This is a genomic window from Pantoea sp. UYEF8, from assembly GCF_040546285.1.
In the GTDB taxonomy this organism is placed as follows: Bacteria; Pseudomonadota; Gammaproteobacteria; order Enterobacterales; family Enterobacteriaceae; genus Pantoea; species Pantoea brenneri.
Genome location: NZ_JBEPNM010000003.1, coordinates 147247 through 163623 on the forward strand (window position 1 = coordinate 147247; position 16377 = coordinate 163623).

Annotated in this window: 11 protein-coding genes; 6 read left to right on the forward strand and 5 right to left on the reverse strand. The window is 55.4% G+C overall.

Annotated elements, in window-relative coordinates:
* Positions 1-7 precede the first annotated feature (7 nt).
* The 4 genes from rplM to sspB all read left to right on the forward strand — a co-directional run bounded on the left by rplM (position 8) and on the right by sspB (position 2305).
* The gene (gene rplM / locus ABIB18_RS07020; RefSeq protein ID WP_008925400.1) at positions 8-436 is read left to right on the forward strand and encodes a 50S ribosomal protein L13; all 429 of its coding nucleotides are present in this window, start codon (positions 8-10) and stop codon (positions 434-436) included.
* 15 nt (positions 437-451) lie between these two features.
* Positions 452-844 carry a 30S ribosomal protein S9 gene (gene rpsI / locus ABIB18_RS07025; RefSeq protein ID WP_031375459.1) on the forward strand — a complete coding sequence of 131 codons (393 nt, stop codon included), beginning with the start codon at positions 452-454 and terminating at the stop codon, positions 842-844.
* A 330-nt stretch (positions 845-1174) separates the two neighbouring features.
* Entirely contained in the window at positions 1175-1816 is a 642-nt protein-coding gene (sspA, locus tag ABIB18_RS07030; protein WP_354473889.1) for a stringent starvation protein SspA, read from the forward strand.
* Positions 1817-1819: 3 nt separating this feature from the next.
* The gene (sspB, locus tag ABIB18_RS07035; RefSeq protein ID WP_031375457.1) at positions 1820-2305 is read left to right on the forward strand and encodes a ClpXP protease specificity-enhancing factor; all 486 of its coding nucleotides are present in this window, start codon (positions 1820-1822) and stop codon (positions 2303-2305) included.
* Positions 2306-2414: 109 nt separating this feature from the next.
* Here sspB and ABIB18_RS07040 read toward each other — a convergent pair whose 3' ends face one another.
* Together ABIB18_RS07040 and ABIB18_RS07045 are read right to left on the reverse strand one after the other, a co-directional pair.
* Positions 2415-4172, reverse strand: a complete 1758-nt coding sequence (locus tag ABIB18_RS07040; protein WP_069728787.1) for a sulfite reductase subunit alpha — start codon at positions 4170-4172, stop codon at positions 2415-2417.
* A gap of 184 nt (positions 4173-4356) precedes the next feature.
* Complete coding sequence (locus ABIB18_RS07045) at positions 4357-9888, reverse strand: glutamate synthase-related protein (RefSeq protein ID WP_031375455.1); 5532 nt, start codon at positions 9886-9888, stop codon at positions 4357-4359.
* Between the two features lie 892 nt (positions 9889-10780).
* Between ABIB18_RS07045 and arcB the strand changes: the two genes are divergently transcribed.
* On the forward strand, positions 10781-13132 hold the full coding sequence (gene arcB / locus ABIB18_RS07050) for an aerobic respiration two-component sensor histidine kinase ArcB (RefSeq protein WP_354473890.1): 2352 nt from the start codon (positions 10781-10783) through the stop codon (positions 13130-13132).
* A gap of 870 nt (positions 13133-14002) precedes the next feature.
* Entirely contained in the window at positions 14003-14722 is a 720-nt protein-coding gene (mtgA, locus tag ABIB18_RS07055) for a monofunctional biosynthetic peptidoglycan transglycosylase (protein ID WP_089561298.1), read from the forward strand.
* Between the two features lie 3 nt (positions 14723-14725).
* Here the strand turns inward: mtgA and npr are convergent, their stop codons facing one another.
* From npr to ptsN, 3 genes are read right to left on the reverse strand one after another with little or no spacing between them, the layout of a single operon-like run.
* A complete protein-coding gene (gene npr, locus ABIB18_RS07060; RefSeq protein ID WP_031375452.1) occupies positions 14726-14998 on the reverse strand; it encodes a PTS phosphocarrier protein NPr in 273 nt (90 codons plus the stop codon).
* Positions 14995-15849, reverse strand: a complete 855-nt coding sequence (gene rapZ / locus ABIB18_RS07065) for an RNase adapter RapZ (protein WP_003851114.1) — start codon at positions 15847-15849, stop codon at positions 14995-14997. Before rapZ ends, npr begins: the two co-directional genes overlap by 4 nt.
* A gap of 47 nt (positions 15850-15896) precedes the next feature.
* A complete protein-coding gene (ptsN, locus tag ABIB18_RS07070; protein ID WP_031375451.1) occupies positions 15897-16376 on the reverse strand; it encodes a PTS IIA-like nitrogen regulatory protein PtsN in 480 nt (159 codons plus the stop codon).
* Between the last annotated feature and the right edge of the window lies 1 nt (position 16377).

The following is a 16377-nucleotide window of genomic DNA, read 5'->3' on the forward strand; positions in this document are numbered from 1 at the left end:
CTTTTCGATGAAAACTTTTACAGCTAAACCAGAAACCGTCCAACGTGACTGGTTTGTAGTTGACGCAACGGGCAAAACTTTGGGTCGCCTGGCGACTGAACTGGCGCGCCGTCTGCGTGGTAAGCATAAAGCGGAATACACTCCGCACGTTGATACTGGTGATTACATCATCGTTCTGAACGCAGAAAAAGTTGCTGTAACCGGCAACAAGCGTACTGACAAGATTTACTATCACCACACTGGTCACATCGGTGGTATCAAACAGGCGACCTTTGAAGAGATGATTGCTCGCCGTCCTGAGCGTGTGATTGAGATCGCGGTTAAAGGCATGCTGCCGAAGGGCCCGCTGGGTCGTGCTATGTACCGTAAACTGAAAGTTTACGCAGGCAACGAGCACACCCATGCGGCACAGCAACCGCAAGTTCTTGACATTTAATCGGGATTAAAGGCAATGGCTGAAACTCAAAACTACGGCACTGGTCGCCGCAAAAGCTCTACCGCTCGCGTATTTATTAAGCCGGGTAGCGGTAACATCGTTATTAACCAACGTTCTCTGGAACAGTACTTCGGTCGCGAAACTGCCCGCATGGTAGTTCGTCAGCCGCTTGAGCTGCTGGACCTGGTTGGTAAATTCGATCTGTACGTCACCGTTAAAGGTGGTGGTATTTCTGGTCAGGCTGGTGCGATCCGTCACGGTATCACCCGCGCTCTGATGGAATATGACGAATCTCTGCGTGCGGAGCTGCGTAAAGCTGGCTTCGTTACCCGTGATGCGCGTCAGGTTGAACGTAAGAAAGTCGGCCTGCGTAAAGCACGTCGTCGTCCTCAGTTCTCCAAGCGTTAATTGTTGCTGCTTCGGCAGAGACAATTGGCACAAAAAACCCGCTTCGGCGGGTTTTTTGCTTTCTGCTGCACCGCCGATGCAGGCGGAAAAACGTTAACGGCGCTCCCAATTTCCCCGCAAAGATTCATTCCACGCCCACAAGCTGCCTAAAATCTGGTAAACTCTGTGTCACTTTGCGCCCGCAGGCCGGTGCGTTATGCGTCTCCCCGCCGTCGGGATATTAGTATACGACGCAGCTAACGTGGGTTGCGTGCGAGTTCTATGAGCAAGTGAGTCGCCGGATGGTTGGCTATTCGCAGTAACTTTTTGTGAACAAACTTGGAGGTTTTCATGGCTGTCGCTGCCAACAAACGTTCGGTAATGACGCTGTTTTCTGGTCCTACTGACATTTTCAGCCATCAGGTACGTATTGTCCTGGCGGAGAAGGGTGTCAGCGTAGAGATCGAGCAGGTCGAAATGGATAACCTGCCGCAGGATCTGATTGACCTCAACCCGTATCGCACGGTGCCGACGCTGGTAGATCGTGAGCTGACGCTGTATGAATCACGCATCATCATGGAATATTTAGATGAGCGTTTCCCGCATCCACCGCTGATGCCGGTTTATCCGGTTGCCCGTGGTGAAAGCCGTCTGATGATGCTCCGCATCGAGCAGGACTGGTACAGCCTGATGAGAACCGTTGAGAACAGCAGCGGTCAGGAAGCCGAAGCCGCACGCAAACAACTGCGTGAAGAGCTGCTGGCGATTGCGCCGCTGTTTGGTCGCACACCGTTCTTCATGAGCGAAGAATTCAGCCTGGTCGATTGCTATCTGGCACCGCTGTTATGGCGTCTGCCGTCAATGGGCATCGATTTGATCGGCTCCGGTTCAAAAGAGCTGAAAGGCTACATGAATCGTGTCTTCGAGCGTGACTCTTTCCTCGCTTCATTAACTGAAGCTGAACGTGAAATGCGCCTGCAAGCCCGGGGCTGATTTATGGAAATGTCGCAACTTACCGCACGTCGCCCCTATCTGCTGCGCGCCTTCTACGACTGGTTGCTCGACAACCAGTTAACGCCGCACCTGGTGGTCGACATTAATCTGCCTGGTGTGCAGGTGCCGCTCGAGTATGCGCGCGATGGTCAGATTGTGTTGAACATTGCGCCGCGCGCCGTGGGCAATCTCGATCTGGCTAACGATCAGGTGTCGTTCAACGCCCGTTTCGGCGGCGTTCCGCGTCAGGTTAACGTGCCGATGGCGGCGATTCTGGCGATCTATGCGCGTGAAAATGGCGCTGGAACGATGTTCGAACCTGAGCCGGCCTACGAACTGGCCTCTCAGGAGACGTCAGACGGTCAGGAAGAGACCATGATGTCCGTGATTGATGGCGATCGTCCTGACGATGCCAGCGATGACGAGACACCGCCTGATGACGATCCACCACCGCGTGGCGGACGCCCTTCATTGCGCGTCGTGAAATAACATCCGATACCCGTCCTCACGACGGGTATTTTTTTGCCGGTTGTTAAGGGCAATAAAAAATCCGGCTGCCTGCGCAAGCCGGATGTGTTGTTACGTTGACGCGCGCGAATTAATAGACGTCGCGCAGGTAACGCTTCTCTTTCTTCAGCTGATCGATGTAATCCGCCGCACGTTCACTGGAAAGCCCGCCGAACTGACGCACCACTTCATACAGCGCGCTGTCGACATCTTTCGCCATGCGTGACGCATCACCACAGACGTAGAAATAGGCACCTTCCTGCAGCCAGGCATAAAGCTCTGCGCCCTGTTCCAGCATGCGGGTTTGCACGTAAATCTTCTTCTCCTGATCGCGTGAGAACGCCAGATCCAGCCGGGTCAGCAAGCCGCTGTCGTGCCAGCCGGTCAGCTCTTCGCGATAGATGAAATCATGTTCCTGATGCTGATCGCCAAAGAACAGCCAGTTTTTTCCCTGTGCGCCGGTTGCCTGACGCTCCTGCAAAAAGGCGCGGAACGGGGCGATACCGGTGCCTGGACCCACCATGATCAGCGGGGCGCTGTTATTAGCCGGCACGCGAAATGCTTTGTTTGGCGAAATGAAGATAGCGGGCTTCTCACCACGACGCACGCGTTCGGCCAGATAGGTTGAACAGACACCGCCACGGTTACGGCCACCACTGTGATAACGGACGGAGGCGACGGTCAGGTGTACCTGGTTAGGATGCGCCTTCGAGCTTGACGAGATGGAGTAGGCACGATGCTGCAACGGGCGCAGCAGCGCGACAAATTCCGGTACCGGCAGCGAGCGGGTCAGCTCAAGCTGCAGCAGGTCAAGCGTATCTTTGCCCCAAAGCCACACGCCGAGCGCATCTTTATCGTCGTGCTGCAACACGTGACGCAGTTCCTGGTTGGTGGTGTTCTGTCCGACCCACTCAATCAGCTTGCGCGACGGTTCTGAGATTTCAAACTGATAGGTCAGCAGATCGCCGAGGCTGCGGTCAAAGCCGGGCACCGGCGTCTGGTAATCGGCATTCAGCTGCGTCAGCAGCAGGCTGACCAGCGACGGTTCGTTGACCGGGATAACGCCCAGCGCATCGCCCGCTTCATATTTCAGACCACTGTCGGTCAGATCAAACTCGAAGTGACGAATATCCTTCGCCGACTGCTCGCCTGACAGACGCTTGTTGGTGATCAGCGCCGCAGCGTAAGGATTGGACTTGTTGCTGCCCGGGATCACCGGCGCTTCTGGTGCGCTTTCCAGCACCGTGCCGCTGCTGCCCGCGCTGGCGGCAAACTGCGGCATCGAACTGTTCAGCCATTCGCTGGACGGCTCTTCGTAGTCGATGTCGCAATCAATACGATCGACTACGCGTTTCGCGCCCAGCTGCTCCAGCCGCATATCAATGAATTTACCCGCCTGGCAGAAGCCATCGTAACCAGTATCGCCAATCGCCAGCACGGCAAAGTGCATCTGCTCCAGACGCGGGGCGGTGCTGGCGGAGATGGCATCCCAGAATAACTGGGCGTTGTCTGGCATTTCGCCTTCGCCATAGGTAGACGTGACGATCAGTACGTGACGCATGGTCGCGAACACGTCGAGATCCACATCGCCCAGCGCCTGAACTACCGGCACCAGTCCTTTAGCACGTGCTGATTTGGCGGCGGTTTGCGCCAGCGCTTCCGCGTTGCCGGTTTGCGAACCGTAGAGAATATGCAGTTGGGTGGTGGCGGCGGCGCCGGTACCTGCCGCAGGCTGCTGCTTGTCTTCTAACACCAGTAAACGGGAGTGAAGACCGGCGAGGAAGCCCGCCAGCCAGTATTTCTGATCGCCATTAAAGGGTGCATCTTCTGGAATATAAGGAATTTTCATGGGTACTTTTACTCAATCCCGTTCTCACCCGTCATAAGCGACGCCGCCATCGCAGAGAGCCGCTTCACCTTCCGCACCGCCTGACGTGGTGGCGGGAAACGTGAAGCTTACGCTGCGTGTTACCACGCTTAATCCGGGTAATATCAATTAATAATATTCACGTTCAATCAGGTCAGTCGCCCTGTCAGGACAGTTTTCCCACCGCCGCGGCAATTTCAGGTAACGCTGCACGCGCAAACAGCTCTTCAAAATCAGGCAGATGTCCCAGCACTTCGCGGTTACAGGCGTCCTGATACATGATCCAGCCATACGTCGCCAGGCTGTCCATCGAGCGGATGTTGCGTTGCGTCAGCGCAGCTTTGTAATCGGACATCCGTTTGGTGCCGATCAGGCTGGCCAGTTCATCATCGCTGTAGCTTTCAATCGCTGAGCGGGCATGACGTTGCAGCTTGCTGACCAGCGAAAAATCTTCGGTCATCAGCAGGTTGCGAACCGCTTTTTCTACGGCCGGATCTTCAACCGGCGTGCCTTTTGGCAGTTTGCCCAATGCCAGCTGCTGCGCGAAGCTCAGCACGGTGTAGTTGTTGAGCAGGACAAACATCTCCAGCGTGTCGGTCGCACCGTAAGCCGGTACCGCGCCGTTGGCGATGGTTTTACCCTGACGCCAGGCAGCTTTAAACTTCGCCACCTGATGGCCCGCCAGCGCAGTAGACAGCTCTTCCAGCAAATCTTTGCGGGTTTTGGCCTTCAGGATTTCTCCCCCATCCTGGTAAAGCAGCAGCGAGCGCGGCATGACGTAGACAAAGTGGTGACACTCGGTTTCCCAGTTCTCCAGCAGCCACGCCGCACGCGGGGACTGCGTTGCCTCCAGATGCCAGTTCAGCATGGTCAGCACTGCCTGCTTATGGACCTGCGCCATCTCATCCTGATCGGCGATTGAACCGAACAGCACGGAATCGCCGGCAGCATGGCTGGCCAGTGAACCATAGGGATCGTACTGATAGGCAAAGCCGCCGCTCATGCCATTACCAAACCCTTTACCGAAGGTGCCGAGGTTAAGAATGGCGCCGTTGGTCATGTACTCGCAGCAGAAATCGCCGACCCCTTCAACCACCGCCGTGGCACCGGAGTTACGCACCGCGAAACGGTCACCGGCCTGCCCCTGCACAAACAGGCGTCCACCGGTGGCACCGAACAGTGCGAAGTTACCGATCAGCACGTTGCCATCGCCGTCCTGTGCGCCGCCGCCTGGCGACATCACCACCAGTTCACCGCCACACTGTCCTTTGCCAACGCCGTCGTTACAGGTGCCGTAGTGACGCATCTGCATACCATCGTTGCAAAATGCGCCAAACGACTGACCGGCGGAACCGGAGGTGGAAATTTTCACGCTCTCTGGTGCCAGATAGTGACGGCCACGGTCGTCGGCCAGCACCGCCGGCATCGCCTGCAGTTGTTCTGCGCTCAGTTGATGGTTCAGCATCCGCTCAATATCGATCGCCAGCTGGCCGCCGACGCTCTTGTTGCGGTTGTTGAGTACCACGTTATCGCCCAGCGTGATGTCAGGCTTACGCTGTTCAACCAGCGCCAGTTTCAGTTGTTCTACCCAGCCATCATCCAGCTCGAAATCTTTTTCGAGGTAAACCGGATGTTCGATTTTCAGCTCCGGTACCACGGTCAGCATGGCGCGCAAATCGAGTTTGCCGACTTCCAGTGGGTGATCCATCAGGTGCAGCAGATCAGCGCGGCCGCGTGCTTCACGCAGCGAACGTAATCCCATCCGCGCCAGAATCTCACGGACTTCATGCGCGACATTGAGGAAGTACTGCGCCAGCTGGCGTGGATCGCCATCAAAGGCTTCGGCATTGGTGGTTAAGCCCGCCGGGCATTTGACGTTACAGTTTTTCGCCATCACGCATTTCAGCATCATCAGGGCGGTCGTACCGAATTCAAAACTGTCGCCGCCCAGCAGCGCTGATTTCACCACGTCGCTGCCGGTTTGCTGAGCGCCTGAACAGCGCAGCAGCACTTTGTCACGCAGGCCGTTGGCGCACAGCGCCTGATGCACTTCTGCGATGCCGATTTCCGCTACGCGGCCGGTGTATTTCAGGCTGGTAACGGAGGCCGCGCCGGTGCCGCCGGTGTTGCCGGCTACGTTGATGACGTCAGCACCCGCTTTGGCAACGCCAACCGCGATGGTGCCAATGCCTTCCGACGAAACCAGCTTGACGATCACCCGTACCCGCGCGGCTTTACAGTCATGGATCAGCTGCGCCAGATCTTCAATCGAGTAAGTATCGTGATGCGGTGGCGGTGAGACCAGCTCAACGCCAGGCGTACCGCCACGGGCCGCGGCAATTTCCACCGTGACTTTAGCGGCCGGTAACTGGCCACCTTCGCCAGGCTTGGCACCCTGACCAATTTTAATTTCCAGCTCTTCCAGCATCGGATCGGCAAGGTAGGCCGCCCAGACGCCGAAGCGACCCGAAGCCAGCTGTTTGATGCGCGATGCACGGATGGTGCCGTGACGCGAGTAGTGTTCGCCACCTTCACCGCAGTTGCTCATGCCGCCGACCATATTGGTACCGTGTGCCACCGCCTCATGAGCAGGTGCCACCAGCGCACCGTGACTCATCGCACCGGAAGCAAAGGTGCGGGTGATTTCACAGGCGGGCTGAACCTCGCTGAGCGGCAGTGAGGGCAGGGTGGTGAAAATACGCGACAGATAATCGGCCGCTTTGCCGTAAGCGGTCACTTTCAGGCCGCCATCGACCACTTCACTGCTCTCGATATCGTCGTTAAACCGCAACTTCAGTGCGCGTGACAGGTTCTGCAGACGCTCATGCTCTGGCTTCAGGCCAGCAATCGCATCGGTCAGGCGCAGCATAAAGTGATTCAGGCTGCCATCCACCGCTTCACAGACCAGGCCGCGGATCGCAAAGCCGTTGTTGGTCAGCGAGTAGCGTCCCAGCTTACGGCGGAACTCCGCTTCACTGTCGATGTGGGTCAGGTCAGCCGGGAAGGTCAGAATATCGCGCAGCGCCGCCGGGCGACGTTTACGCTCTTCATACATCAGGCTTGAGAACTGACGGTAATCGGCGGTGATAGTGAAATTGTTGATCACCTCATCCGGAATGCGCTCGAAGCTGCTGTCTTTAAAGGTTTCTGGCTTGATGCCAAAGGCGTTATCGAGCTTCGCCAGCGTCATCAGGCGGATAAAGTTATCCTCTTCACGCGCTTTATCGGCGAAGCGGATCGGCTCCTCAGTCATATCAATAAAGGTGCGTACCGCAATGGTGCCGTACGAGTGACCGGCGCCTTCGGCACGTTCTTTAAACAGACCGAGCAACGGCACTTCAGATTCACCCTGAATTTTCAGGGCGCTCTGATGCCAGTCGACCGCCATCTGCGCGATGGTGGCAAAACCGGCGCCGCCCACCGGCGTTTTAATATTCGGGAAGTACTTTTTCAGCACCGGATCGTCGGTGTTGAGGAAGTTTGGCTCAAAGAATTCGCCGCTGCTGTAGCTTTCAACGGTGCAGAGACCCACTTTGCCCATGGTTTTCATTAATGCTTTTTCAGCCGCTTTGGCATAGCGTTTAAAGGCTTTATTGCCTTCTTCACCTTCACCGAACTTCTCTTCCGCACGCATCTGCACGCCGAGCGGATAGATAGCGGAGGCACCAAAGCCCAGCGTGGCGGCAATGTGGTGCGATGAAATGCTCTGACCGCTTTCCACCACCAGCGACACATCCAGACGCAGACCTTCCTGCACCAGACGCTGGTTGATGGCAGAGACCACCAGCAGCATCGGAATTGCTGCCTGTTTAGAGGAGATGTGGCGATCGGTCAGCACCGCGATGCCGCCCTGGCTGCGGGCAAAATCAACCACCTGCTGTGCCAGATCGTCAATCGCCTTCTCCAGCGCGTTGGCGTTAGCGGTGGTGCTCAACAGATCTTTGCCAATAACCGGCTCATACAGCATCTCAAAGCGGGCGTACGGCGCGACATCCTGCTCACGTAAACGCAGCATATCGAGATGGCTCAGGATCGGCGAAGGCACCACAATCTGGCGGCCTTTGCTGCGACCGAGATGCGGTTTGGCACCCAGCGCGACCCGCAGCGTCATGCCATCCACTTCACGGATAGAGTCCAGCGGCGGGTTAGTCACCTGGGCGAAGCGCTGAGAGAAATAGTGCGCCATGCCGCCTTCATGATCGGACAGACCGTTAATTGCGTTGCCGTAACCCATGGCGGAGATTTTCTCTGCGCCGGTGTTCAGCATCGGGTCCATCATGAACTTGAAGCTTTCCTGGTTGTAGTAGTAGGCCACAAAGCGCTGATAGGTTTTCAGGTCACCGCGATAGCGCAGCGGTGAACCTTGCTGCTCAGCCGGAATGGCGGGCAGGTCTTCCAGTCCGACGCGCGCCTCGCGCAGCAGAGCTGGATAATCTTTTTCGGCAGCCAGTTTTTCCAGCGCCTGTACCGTGGTGTAGCTGCGTTTTTCGCGATGATCGAAGTAGAGCATGCCACCGGCCTCAATACGGCCGCGACGCAGCACACTTTCCGGCGGGAAGGCAATCTGGCCCGCTTCGGACATCGCACCGATATACTCTGCAGTTTCTACTGAACGCAGCGGACGCAGGCCGAGACGGTCAAGACGCGCCCCAATCACTTCGCCATTACCAAAGATTAACGCAGCCGGACCGTCGTTCTTCTCTTCATACAGCGAGAAGTACTCCAGCATAGCGCGCACTTCCGGCGATAACGCACTGTCGTTTTCCCAGGCAGGCGGCATCATCGAGACCACTGCGGTGATCAGATCGAGGTTATCTTCCATCAGACGGCTATGGATGCTCTGATCGAGACGTGAGCTGTCCGACTGGCCTTTCGGCCGCACAATTTTCTTGCCGCGCGCCAGCGCCAGCGCCGATTCGGCGATGCGGTTCTTACGGTCGGTATTCAGTTCACCGTTGTGCGCCATCAGGCGGAACGGCTGCGCCATGGTGGTGTGCGGATCGGTGTTGGTTGAGAAGCGGGTATGGAAAAACAGCCCGCGCACCTGATGATCGGGGTCGGTCAGATCCCTGAAGTAAGGGATCACTTCATTGGAATTCAGACGGGCTTTAAAAACCTGGGTGCGTGAAGAGAGCGACAGCGGATAGAGACCGCCAAATTCACTCTCGGTAAAAGCCCGGGCTTCGATGGTTAACAGGGCGCGATAAATGCGTTGTTCGAAGTCGTTTTGGTCGGCCACGTCCTGCGGCGCAGTGAAAATCCACTGCAGAATCGGTAACTGGAACTGCACTGCCGCCGGACGCGTCACGCTGCTGTCGAGCGGCATGTCACGTTTCATGATCACCGGCAGATTAAAGCTGCTCAGCGTTTCATCGACCAGACGTTCTGCGTTAGCGCGCAGGTCGGCATCTTTCGGCACGAAGAAGTTGCCGACGCCGAAGCGGCCCGCTTCCAGCGGCTGGCCGGTAATTTTACGGAAGAAGTGCAGGGAGAGATCAACGTTGACCCCGGCGCCGTCGCCCACGCCTTCAGCCGACATGCCGCCACGATGCGGTACGGTGCACAGGGCGCTGTGCGCCATCTGCAAAATCTCATGGGTCTGCTCGCCGTCCTTACGCGTTATGAAACCTACACCACAGCTATCACTGCCTGCTGTTGGATCATACAAGCCATAGGAATGAGGTTTGTTAGTGGACATTGAGGGTCTCCTTAAACTGCTTTTGACATTACCTGCACTGTTTCAGGGTCTGAGCGCAACTGAGGCGCACTTCATTTTCATCGCCATGCTCTGTCGAGCGCGCGTCATAGCCCTGAGCATTTCTCTCCAGACATCGGTGAAACGTCCTTAATTGAGCTGCTCTTCGATTTCCGGTCTCTTAAAGGAGATGACTTAAACCACGCGGGAGTCTTCTTGTTGCATAGATATGCCGAGACACTGGCCCGTCAGGAAAGCTTTCAGCGGATTTCCAACTTATCGGGAAAGCGTAATCAGGTCAAATGAGGGCCTTAGCCGAGGTTATTGTGCTGTTTTTGATGCTAAGCTTATGAATTAAAAAGATAAAGAGGTTTAAATTATGGTGCTTTAGCCGGTGGCAATCGCCTGATAAATGTGAACTGACTCACTGTAGTGCAGCCGTTAGATCTCTGCACCATGCTGGTGAGTAGGGCTTTAACAGCATTTAATGCTGTTCCGCACCGCTGTTGCACAGCATGTATCTGTTTTTCTTATGTCCGATTATTTGAATGAAACAGCCGGGGGTTATAAGAAAAATTAATCGGGCTGGATGTGCTTAAAACAGCATTAAAGATGAATGAGTATTCATAAAAAGGAATGAGCCTGCGCAACAGAACGTCGACAGGATATTGAAAAAACACCGGGCAAAGGATGCGCCGTTTTTAGCAGCGGCCTTACAGATTATTCATTTGGCACACGCAGTCAAGGGTTTTAAGCCGGTTGTCATAAACGTCGCCGAACAACCGGGCCGATGCACCATAAAAGCGCACTACATCGCTTATCTTCCGCTGCGGCGTTGCGACGTCGGCCGGTTAATTACGCTATCATGAGGCTGTTTCTCTTCCAGGGAGTTTTTATGAAACAAATTCGGCTGTTGGCACAATATTACGTGGATTTGATGGTGAAGCTTGGACTGGTGCGGTTCTCGCTGCTGCTGGCCTCGGCGCTGGTGGTGCTGGCGATGATTGTCCAGATGGCGGTCACCATGGTACTGCGTGGGCATGTCGAGAGTATCGACATGGTGCGATCGGTGTTCTTCGGGCTGTTGATCACCCCGTGGGCGGTCTATTTCCTGTCGGTGGTGGTCGATCAGCTGGAGGAATCGCGACAGCGGCTGGCGAGGCTGGTGGATAAACTGGAAGAGATGCGCACCCGCGACCTGGAACTGAATCAGCAGATGAAAGAGACCATCACCCAGCTGAATCAGGAGATCACCGACCGTAAAAAAGCGGAGCAGGCGCGTGAGCAGGTGATGGATAAGCTGCGTGAAGAAGTGACGCGGCGCGAACAGGCGCAGATTGAACTGGAGCAGCAATCCTCCTTCTTGCGTTCGTTTCTTGATGCGTCGCCGGATCTGGTGTTCTATCGCAACATCGACAAACAGTTCTCCGGCTGTAACCGCGCGATGGAACTGCTGACCGGTAAAAGTGAAAAACAGCTTATCGGCCTGACGCCACGCGATATCTACGATGATGAAGCGGCCACTAAAGTGCTGGAAACCGATGAGAAAGTGTTCCGCCACAACGTCTCCCTGACTTATGAACAGTGGCTGCAATATCCGGACGGGCGCAAAGCCTGTTTTGAAATCCGCAAAGTGCCTTATTACGACCGCGTCGGCAAACGCAGCGGGCTGATGGGATTTGGCCGCGATATAACCGAGCGTAAGCGCTACCAGGACGCGTTAGAGAACGCCAGCCGGGAGAAGACCACCTTTATCTCTACTATCAGCCACGAGCTGCGTACGCCGCTTAACGGCATTGTCGGACTGAGCCGTATTCTGCTCGATACCGATCTGAATCAGGAACAGCTGAAATACCTGAAAACCATCCACGTCTCTGCCATCACGCTGGGCAACATCTTCAATGATGTGATTGAAGTGGACAAGATTGAGCGGCGTAAGGTGCAGCTGGATAATCAGCCGCTCGACTTCACCAGCTTCCTCGCCGATTTAGAAAACCTGTCCGGCCTGCTGGCGCAGCCAAAAGGGCTGAAGTTTGTCCTCGCACCACAGTTACCGTTGCCGCACATGATCTCCACCGACGGCACCCGTCTGCGGCAGATTTTGTGGAACCTGATTGGCAATGCCGTCAAGTTCACCCAGCAGGGCGAGATCGTAGTGCGGGTGGCGTATCAGCAGGATGAAACGCTGCGCTTTGAGGTACAGGATTCCGGTATGGGCATCCGCCAGGAGGAGCAGGACAAAATCTTCGCCATGTACTATCAGGTGAAGGATCAGCACGGCGGCAAACCGGCTACCGGCACCGGCATTGGCCTGGCGGTATCCCGCCGGCTGGCACAGGCGATGGGCGGCGATATCCGGGTGCAAAGCGCGCCGGGGCAGGGCTCCTGCTTCACCGTTGAGATCAAAGCGCCACGCATTGCTGAAGAGGTGGAAGATGAAGGCGTGGATGACAGCCTGCCTCTGCCGGCGCTGCACGTGCTGCTGGTGGAAGATATCGAACTGAACGTGATTGTGGCGCGCTCGGTGCTGGAGAAGCTGGGCTGCAGCGTCGAGGTGGCGATGACCGGCAGCGACGCGCTGGCGATGTTTGACCCGCTGGAGTTCGATCTGGTGCTGCTGGATATTCAGTTACCGGACATGACCGGTCTGGATGTGTCGCGGGCGATCCGCCAGCAGCACCAGAGCATCCATCTGCCGCCGCTGGTAGCATTGACCGCCAATGTGCTGAAGGACAAAAAAGAGTATTTCGATGCCGGAATGGATGATGTGCTCAGCAAGCCACTGGCGGTACCGGCGCTGACCGCCATCATCAAAAAGTTCTGGGATTATCAGGCGGAGCCGGAGGAGGCGTTGCCGCACGAAGCCGCAGATAAAAGCCAGACGCTGCTGGATATCCCGATGCTGGAGCAGTATCTCAATCTGGTCGGGCCGAGCCTGATTACCCAAAGCCTGACGATGTTTGAAAAGATGATGCCAGGCTATCTTGAAGTGCTCGAATCTAATCTGATGGCGCGCGATCAAAAAGGCATCGCCGAAGAGGGGCACAAAATCAAGGGCGCGGCGGGATCGGTAGGGTTACAACATCTGCAGCAGCTGGCGAAACAGATCCAGAGCCCGGAACTGCCAGCCTGGTGGGATAACGTGGTTGAATGGATTGATGAGCTGAAGCACGAGTGGCGACACGATGTGCAGGTATTGCGCGACTGGGTTGCGGAGCAGGAAGCGTCGTCCGCCAGAAAAAAATGACCCCAGCCGAGGCCGGGGTGCGCGAATACTGCGCCAACACCAGGGAAAAAGTAGCGGTTGCTATGCTTTGAGTAATAAACGCAGCCGCATGGTATTGGTTAACACTGCCTTCACCTTAGCAAATTCATCTTAACGTGTTAGAAGATTCATTAAAATGTGTGATGTTGAGCAGCGTTTAAATACAGAAAACATTAATTTGGCAACACAGTCAAGCAAGGAATCATTTTCTGCGTTGTATTGCGGTTATTTTAATCAGTTATCCCACTTTTTGCGCGCTTTTAACCCGGCGATAGCCGGGTTGCTGGCCCTGTCACCCCTTAAAGCGAAGCGGCGGACGAATCTGAGCTATTAATGCTGCTAACGCGCTGATATTGCTCACCACCGGCGCAAAATGGCGTGATTTATCCAAAACGTTTTGGAAAGAGAAAAAAGATTTCGCTTATTTACGCTTCCACCCATCAGGTCGGACCTTAACCGGTGGCGAAAGCTTAAGCGACAGACGGTCAATGACCGCGCTATTCTGGCAAGAAATTTACCGGTTATCGGCATGATTTCGGCCAATTAGTGAAAAATACCGAAGACATAAAAACAGGATAGTTAAGCAATGCAAACCATTAAAATTAGTGCTTATTACTAATTATTAAGTGTTTATCTGGAAAGGTAATTAACGGTCGCGGCGAATGGAACCGATTCCTTTCTGACGGAAGTGCTTGAACTATTTCGATCTGTTGCAGCTTTTTAATGCAAAATGTCGACCTGATGTCTGGAAACTGCACGGTCATTTTCACCGATAAAGGCAATAAAAGGTTTTTTTGCGCACTGATTACGCGAGTAATTGATTAACGCCTGAAACAAGTATGGGAAGATTGCATGAGTAAGCATAAAGGAAGCGCCGGACAACGTATTAAACGGATTGCTGTGCGTATTATTCTGGCGTGGCTGGGCATCTGGCTGGCAGGGATTTTGCTGTTTTCATTTTTACCGGTGCCGTTCTCCGCGGTTATGGTTGAGCGCCAGCTCGGTGCCTGGCTTCGCGGCGACTTCAGCTATGTTGCCCATTCGGATTGGGTCGGACACGATGAAATTTCGCCGTGGATGGGCCTGGCGGTGATTGCGTCTGAAGATCAAAAGTTTCCGACCCACTGGGGATTTGACGTCGCGGCGATCGAGTCGGTGCTGGATAACAGCGATAGCCGGATGCGTGGTGCATCTACCCTGTCGCAGCAGACGGCCAAGAACCTGTTTCTGTGGGATGGGCGGAGCTGGGTGCGTAAAGGGCTGGAGGCGGGCCTGACGGTGGGCATTGAGACCGTCTGGACTAAGCGACGTATTCTGACCGTCTATCTGAATATCGCCGAATTCGGGCCTGGGGTGTTTGGTGTGGAGGCGGCGTCACAGCGCTATTTCCACAAGCCAGCCAGCCGATTGACCGCTGGCGAAGCGGCGTTGCTGGCCGCGGTGCTGCCTAATCCTATCCGCTTCCGTGCTGCAACGCCGTCTGGCTATGTACGGCAGCGGCAGCAGTGGATCCTGCGTCAGATGCGCCAGCTTGGCGGGGAAGGATTTTTACAGCGTAACCGGCTGGACTGAGGGTTAATCCTCGTCGAAACCCGCTTCAAACAGCTCAATGACCGCTGCCAGCGCCGGGATCTCTTCCGGCCCGCTGGCTTCGATTTCAATGTGGCCGCCCTGAGCTGAATCGAGCATCAGCAGCGCAATCACGCTGCTGGCTTCGGCTTCGGTGCCGGCTTCATTGCGCAGCAGCACTTCAGCGTCAAAGCTCTGTACCAGTTCAAACAGCTTCATTGCCGGTCGGGCATGCATACCCAGTTTATTTTTGATTTCGACAGTTTGCTTAACGGTCATGATTTACGCTTTTCCAACGTACGGTGACGTGACTGTACATTCTTGCCGCGTGAACGGAAGTAGTCCGCCAGCTGTTCTGCAATATAGACCGAACGATGTTTCCCGCCGGTACAGCCGATAGCGACAGTCAGATAACTGCGGTTGTTGGTTTCCAGCATCGGCAACCACAGTTCCAGATAACTGCGGGTCTGATAGATGAAGTTGTGCACTTCGGTATGGCGATCGAGAAAGGCAGCCACCGGACGATCGAGGCCGGTCATCGGGCGCAGCTTAGGGTCCCAGTGCGGATTCGGCAGGAAGCGCACGTCAAACACATAATCGGCATCAATCGGGATGCCGTGCTTGAAGCCAAACGACTCAAACACCATCGTCAGCTCACGTTCACGCTTGCCCAGCAGCCGGGTACGCAGCATCTCTGCCAGTTCGTGGACCGACATTTCTGAGGTATCGATGATCAGATCGGCCCGTGAACGCAGTGGCTCCAGCAAATCACTCTCTTCATCAATGGCACTTTCCAGCGACAGATTTTTACTGGAGAGCGGATGCAGACGGCGGGTGTCGCTGTAGCGGCGAATCAGGGTATTACGATCGGCATCAAGAAACAGCAACTGGGGTGAAAATGAGTCGGGCAGGTTATTCAGCGCGGTTTCAAAAATCTCAGGGGATTCAGGCATGTTGCGTACGTCGATGCTCACCGCTGCCGAGATGTTGCGCTCCGCCAGCGAGTTCGCCAACTCGGGCAACAGCACCACCGGCAGGTTATCGACGCAGTAAAAACCCATATCTTCCAGCGCGCGTAGCGCCACTGACTTCCCCGAGCCTGACCGACCGCTCACGATCATCAGCACCATGACCTTCTCTCCCGTTTTAAAACCGGCACGCGGCCGGTAAAGACGCTTTACTGCTCTGACTGGCCTTCTGTGATAATGGCATAGAGCTCTTCATCACTTTGCGCGGCGCGCAGACGGCGACAGACGGTTTTATCCGCCAGACGCTTCGCCACCAGTGAAAGGGTGTGCAGGTGAGTTTTGCACTGGTCAGCCGGTACCAGCAGGGCAAACAACAGATCGACCGGCTGATTATCAACGGCATCAAACGCGATCGGCTGTTCAAGGCTGATAAACACCCCGACAGCACGTAGCGTATCCTCTTCCAGTTTACCGTGTGGAATGGCAATGCCGTTGCCAATACCGGTACTGCCCATGCGTTCACGGGTGAGGATCGCTTCAAAAAGCGTCTGGTGCGGCAGGTTGAGCTGCTTAGCGGCCAGTTCGCTGATGATTTCCAGCGCGCGTTTTTTGCTCTGGCAGTGTACGCCGCTGCGGGTGCAGTCAGGCGAAAGCACTGTGCTCAATTCCAGTGTTAGATCGTTGTTCATT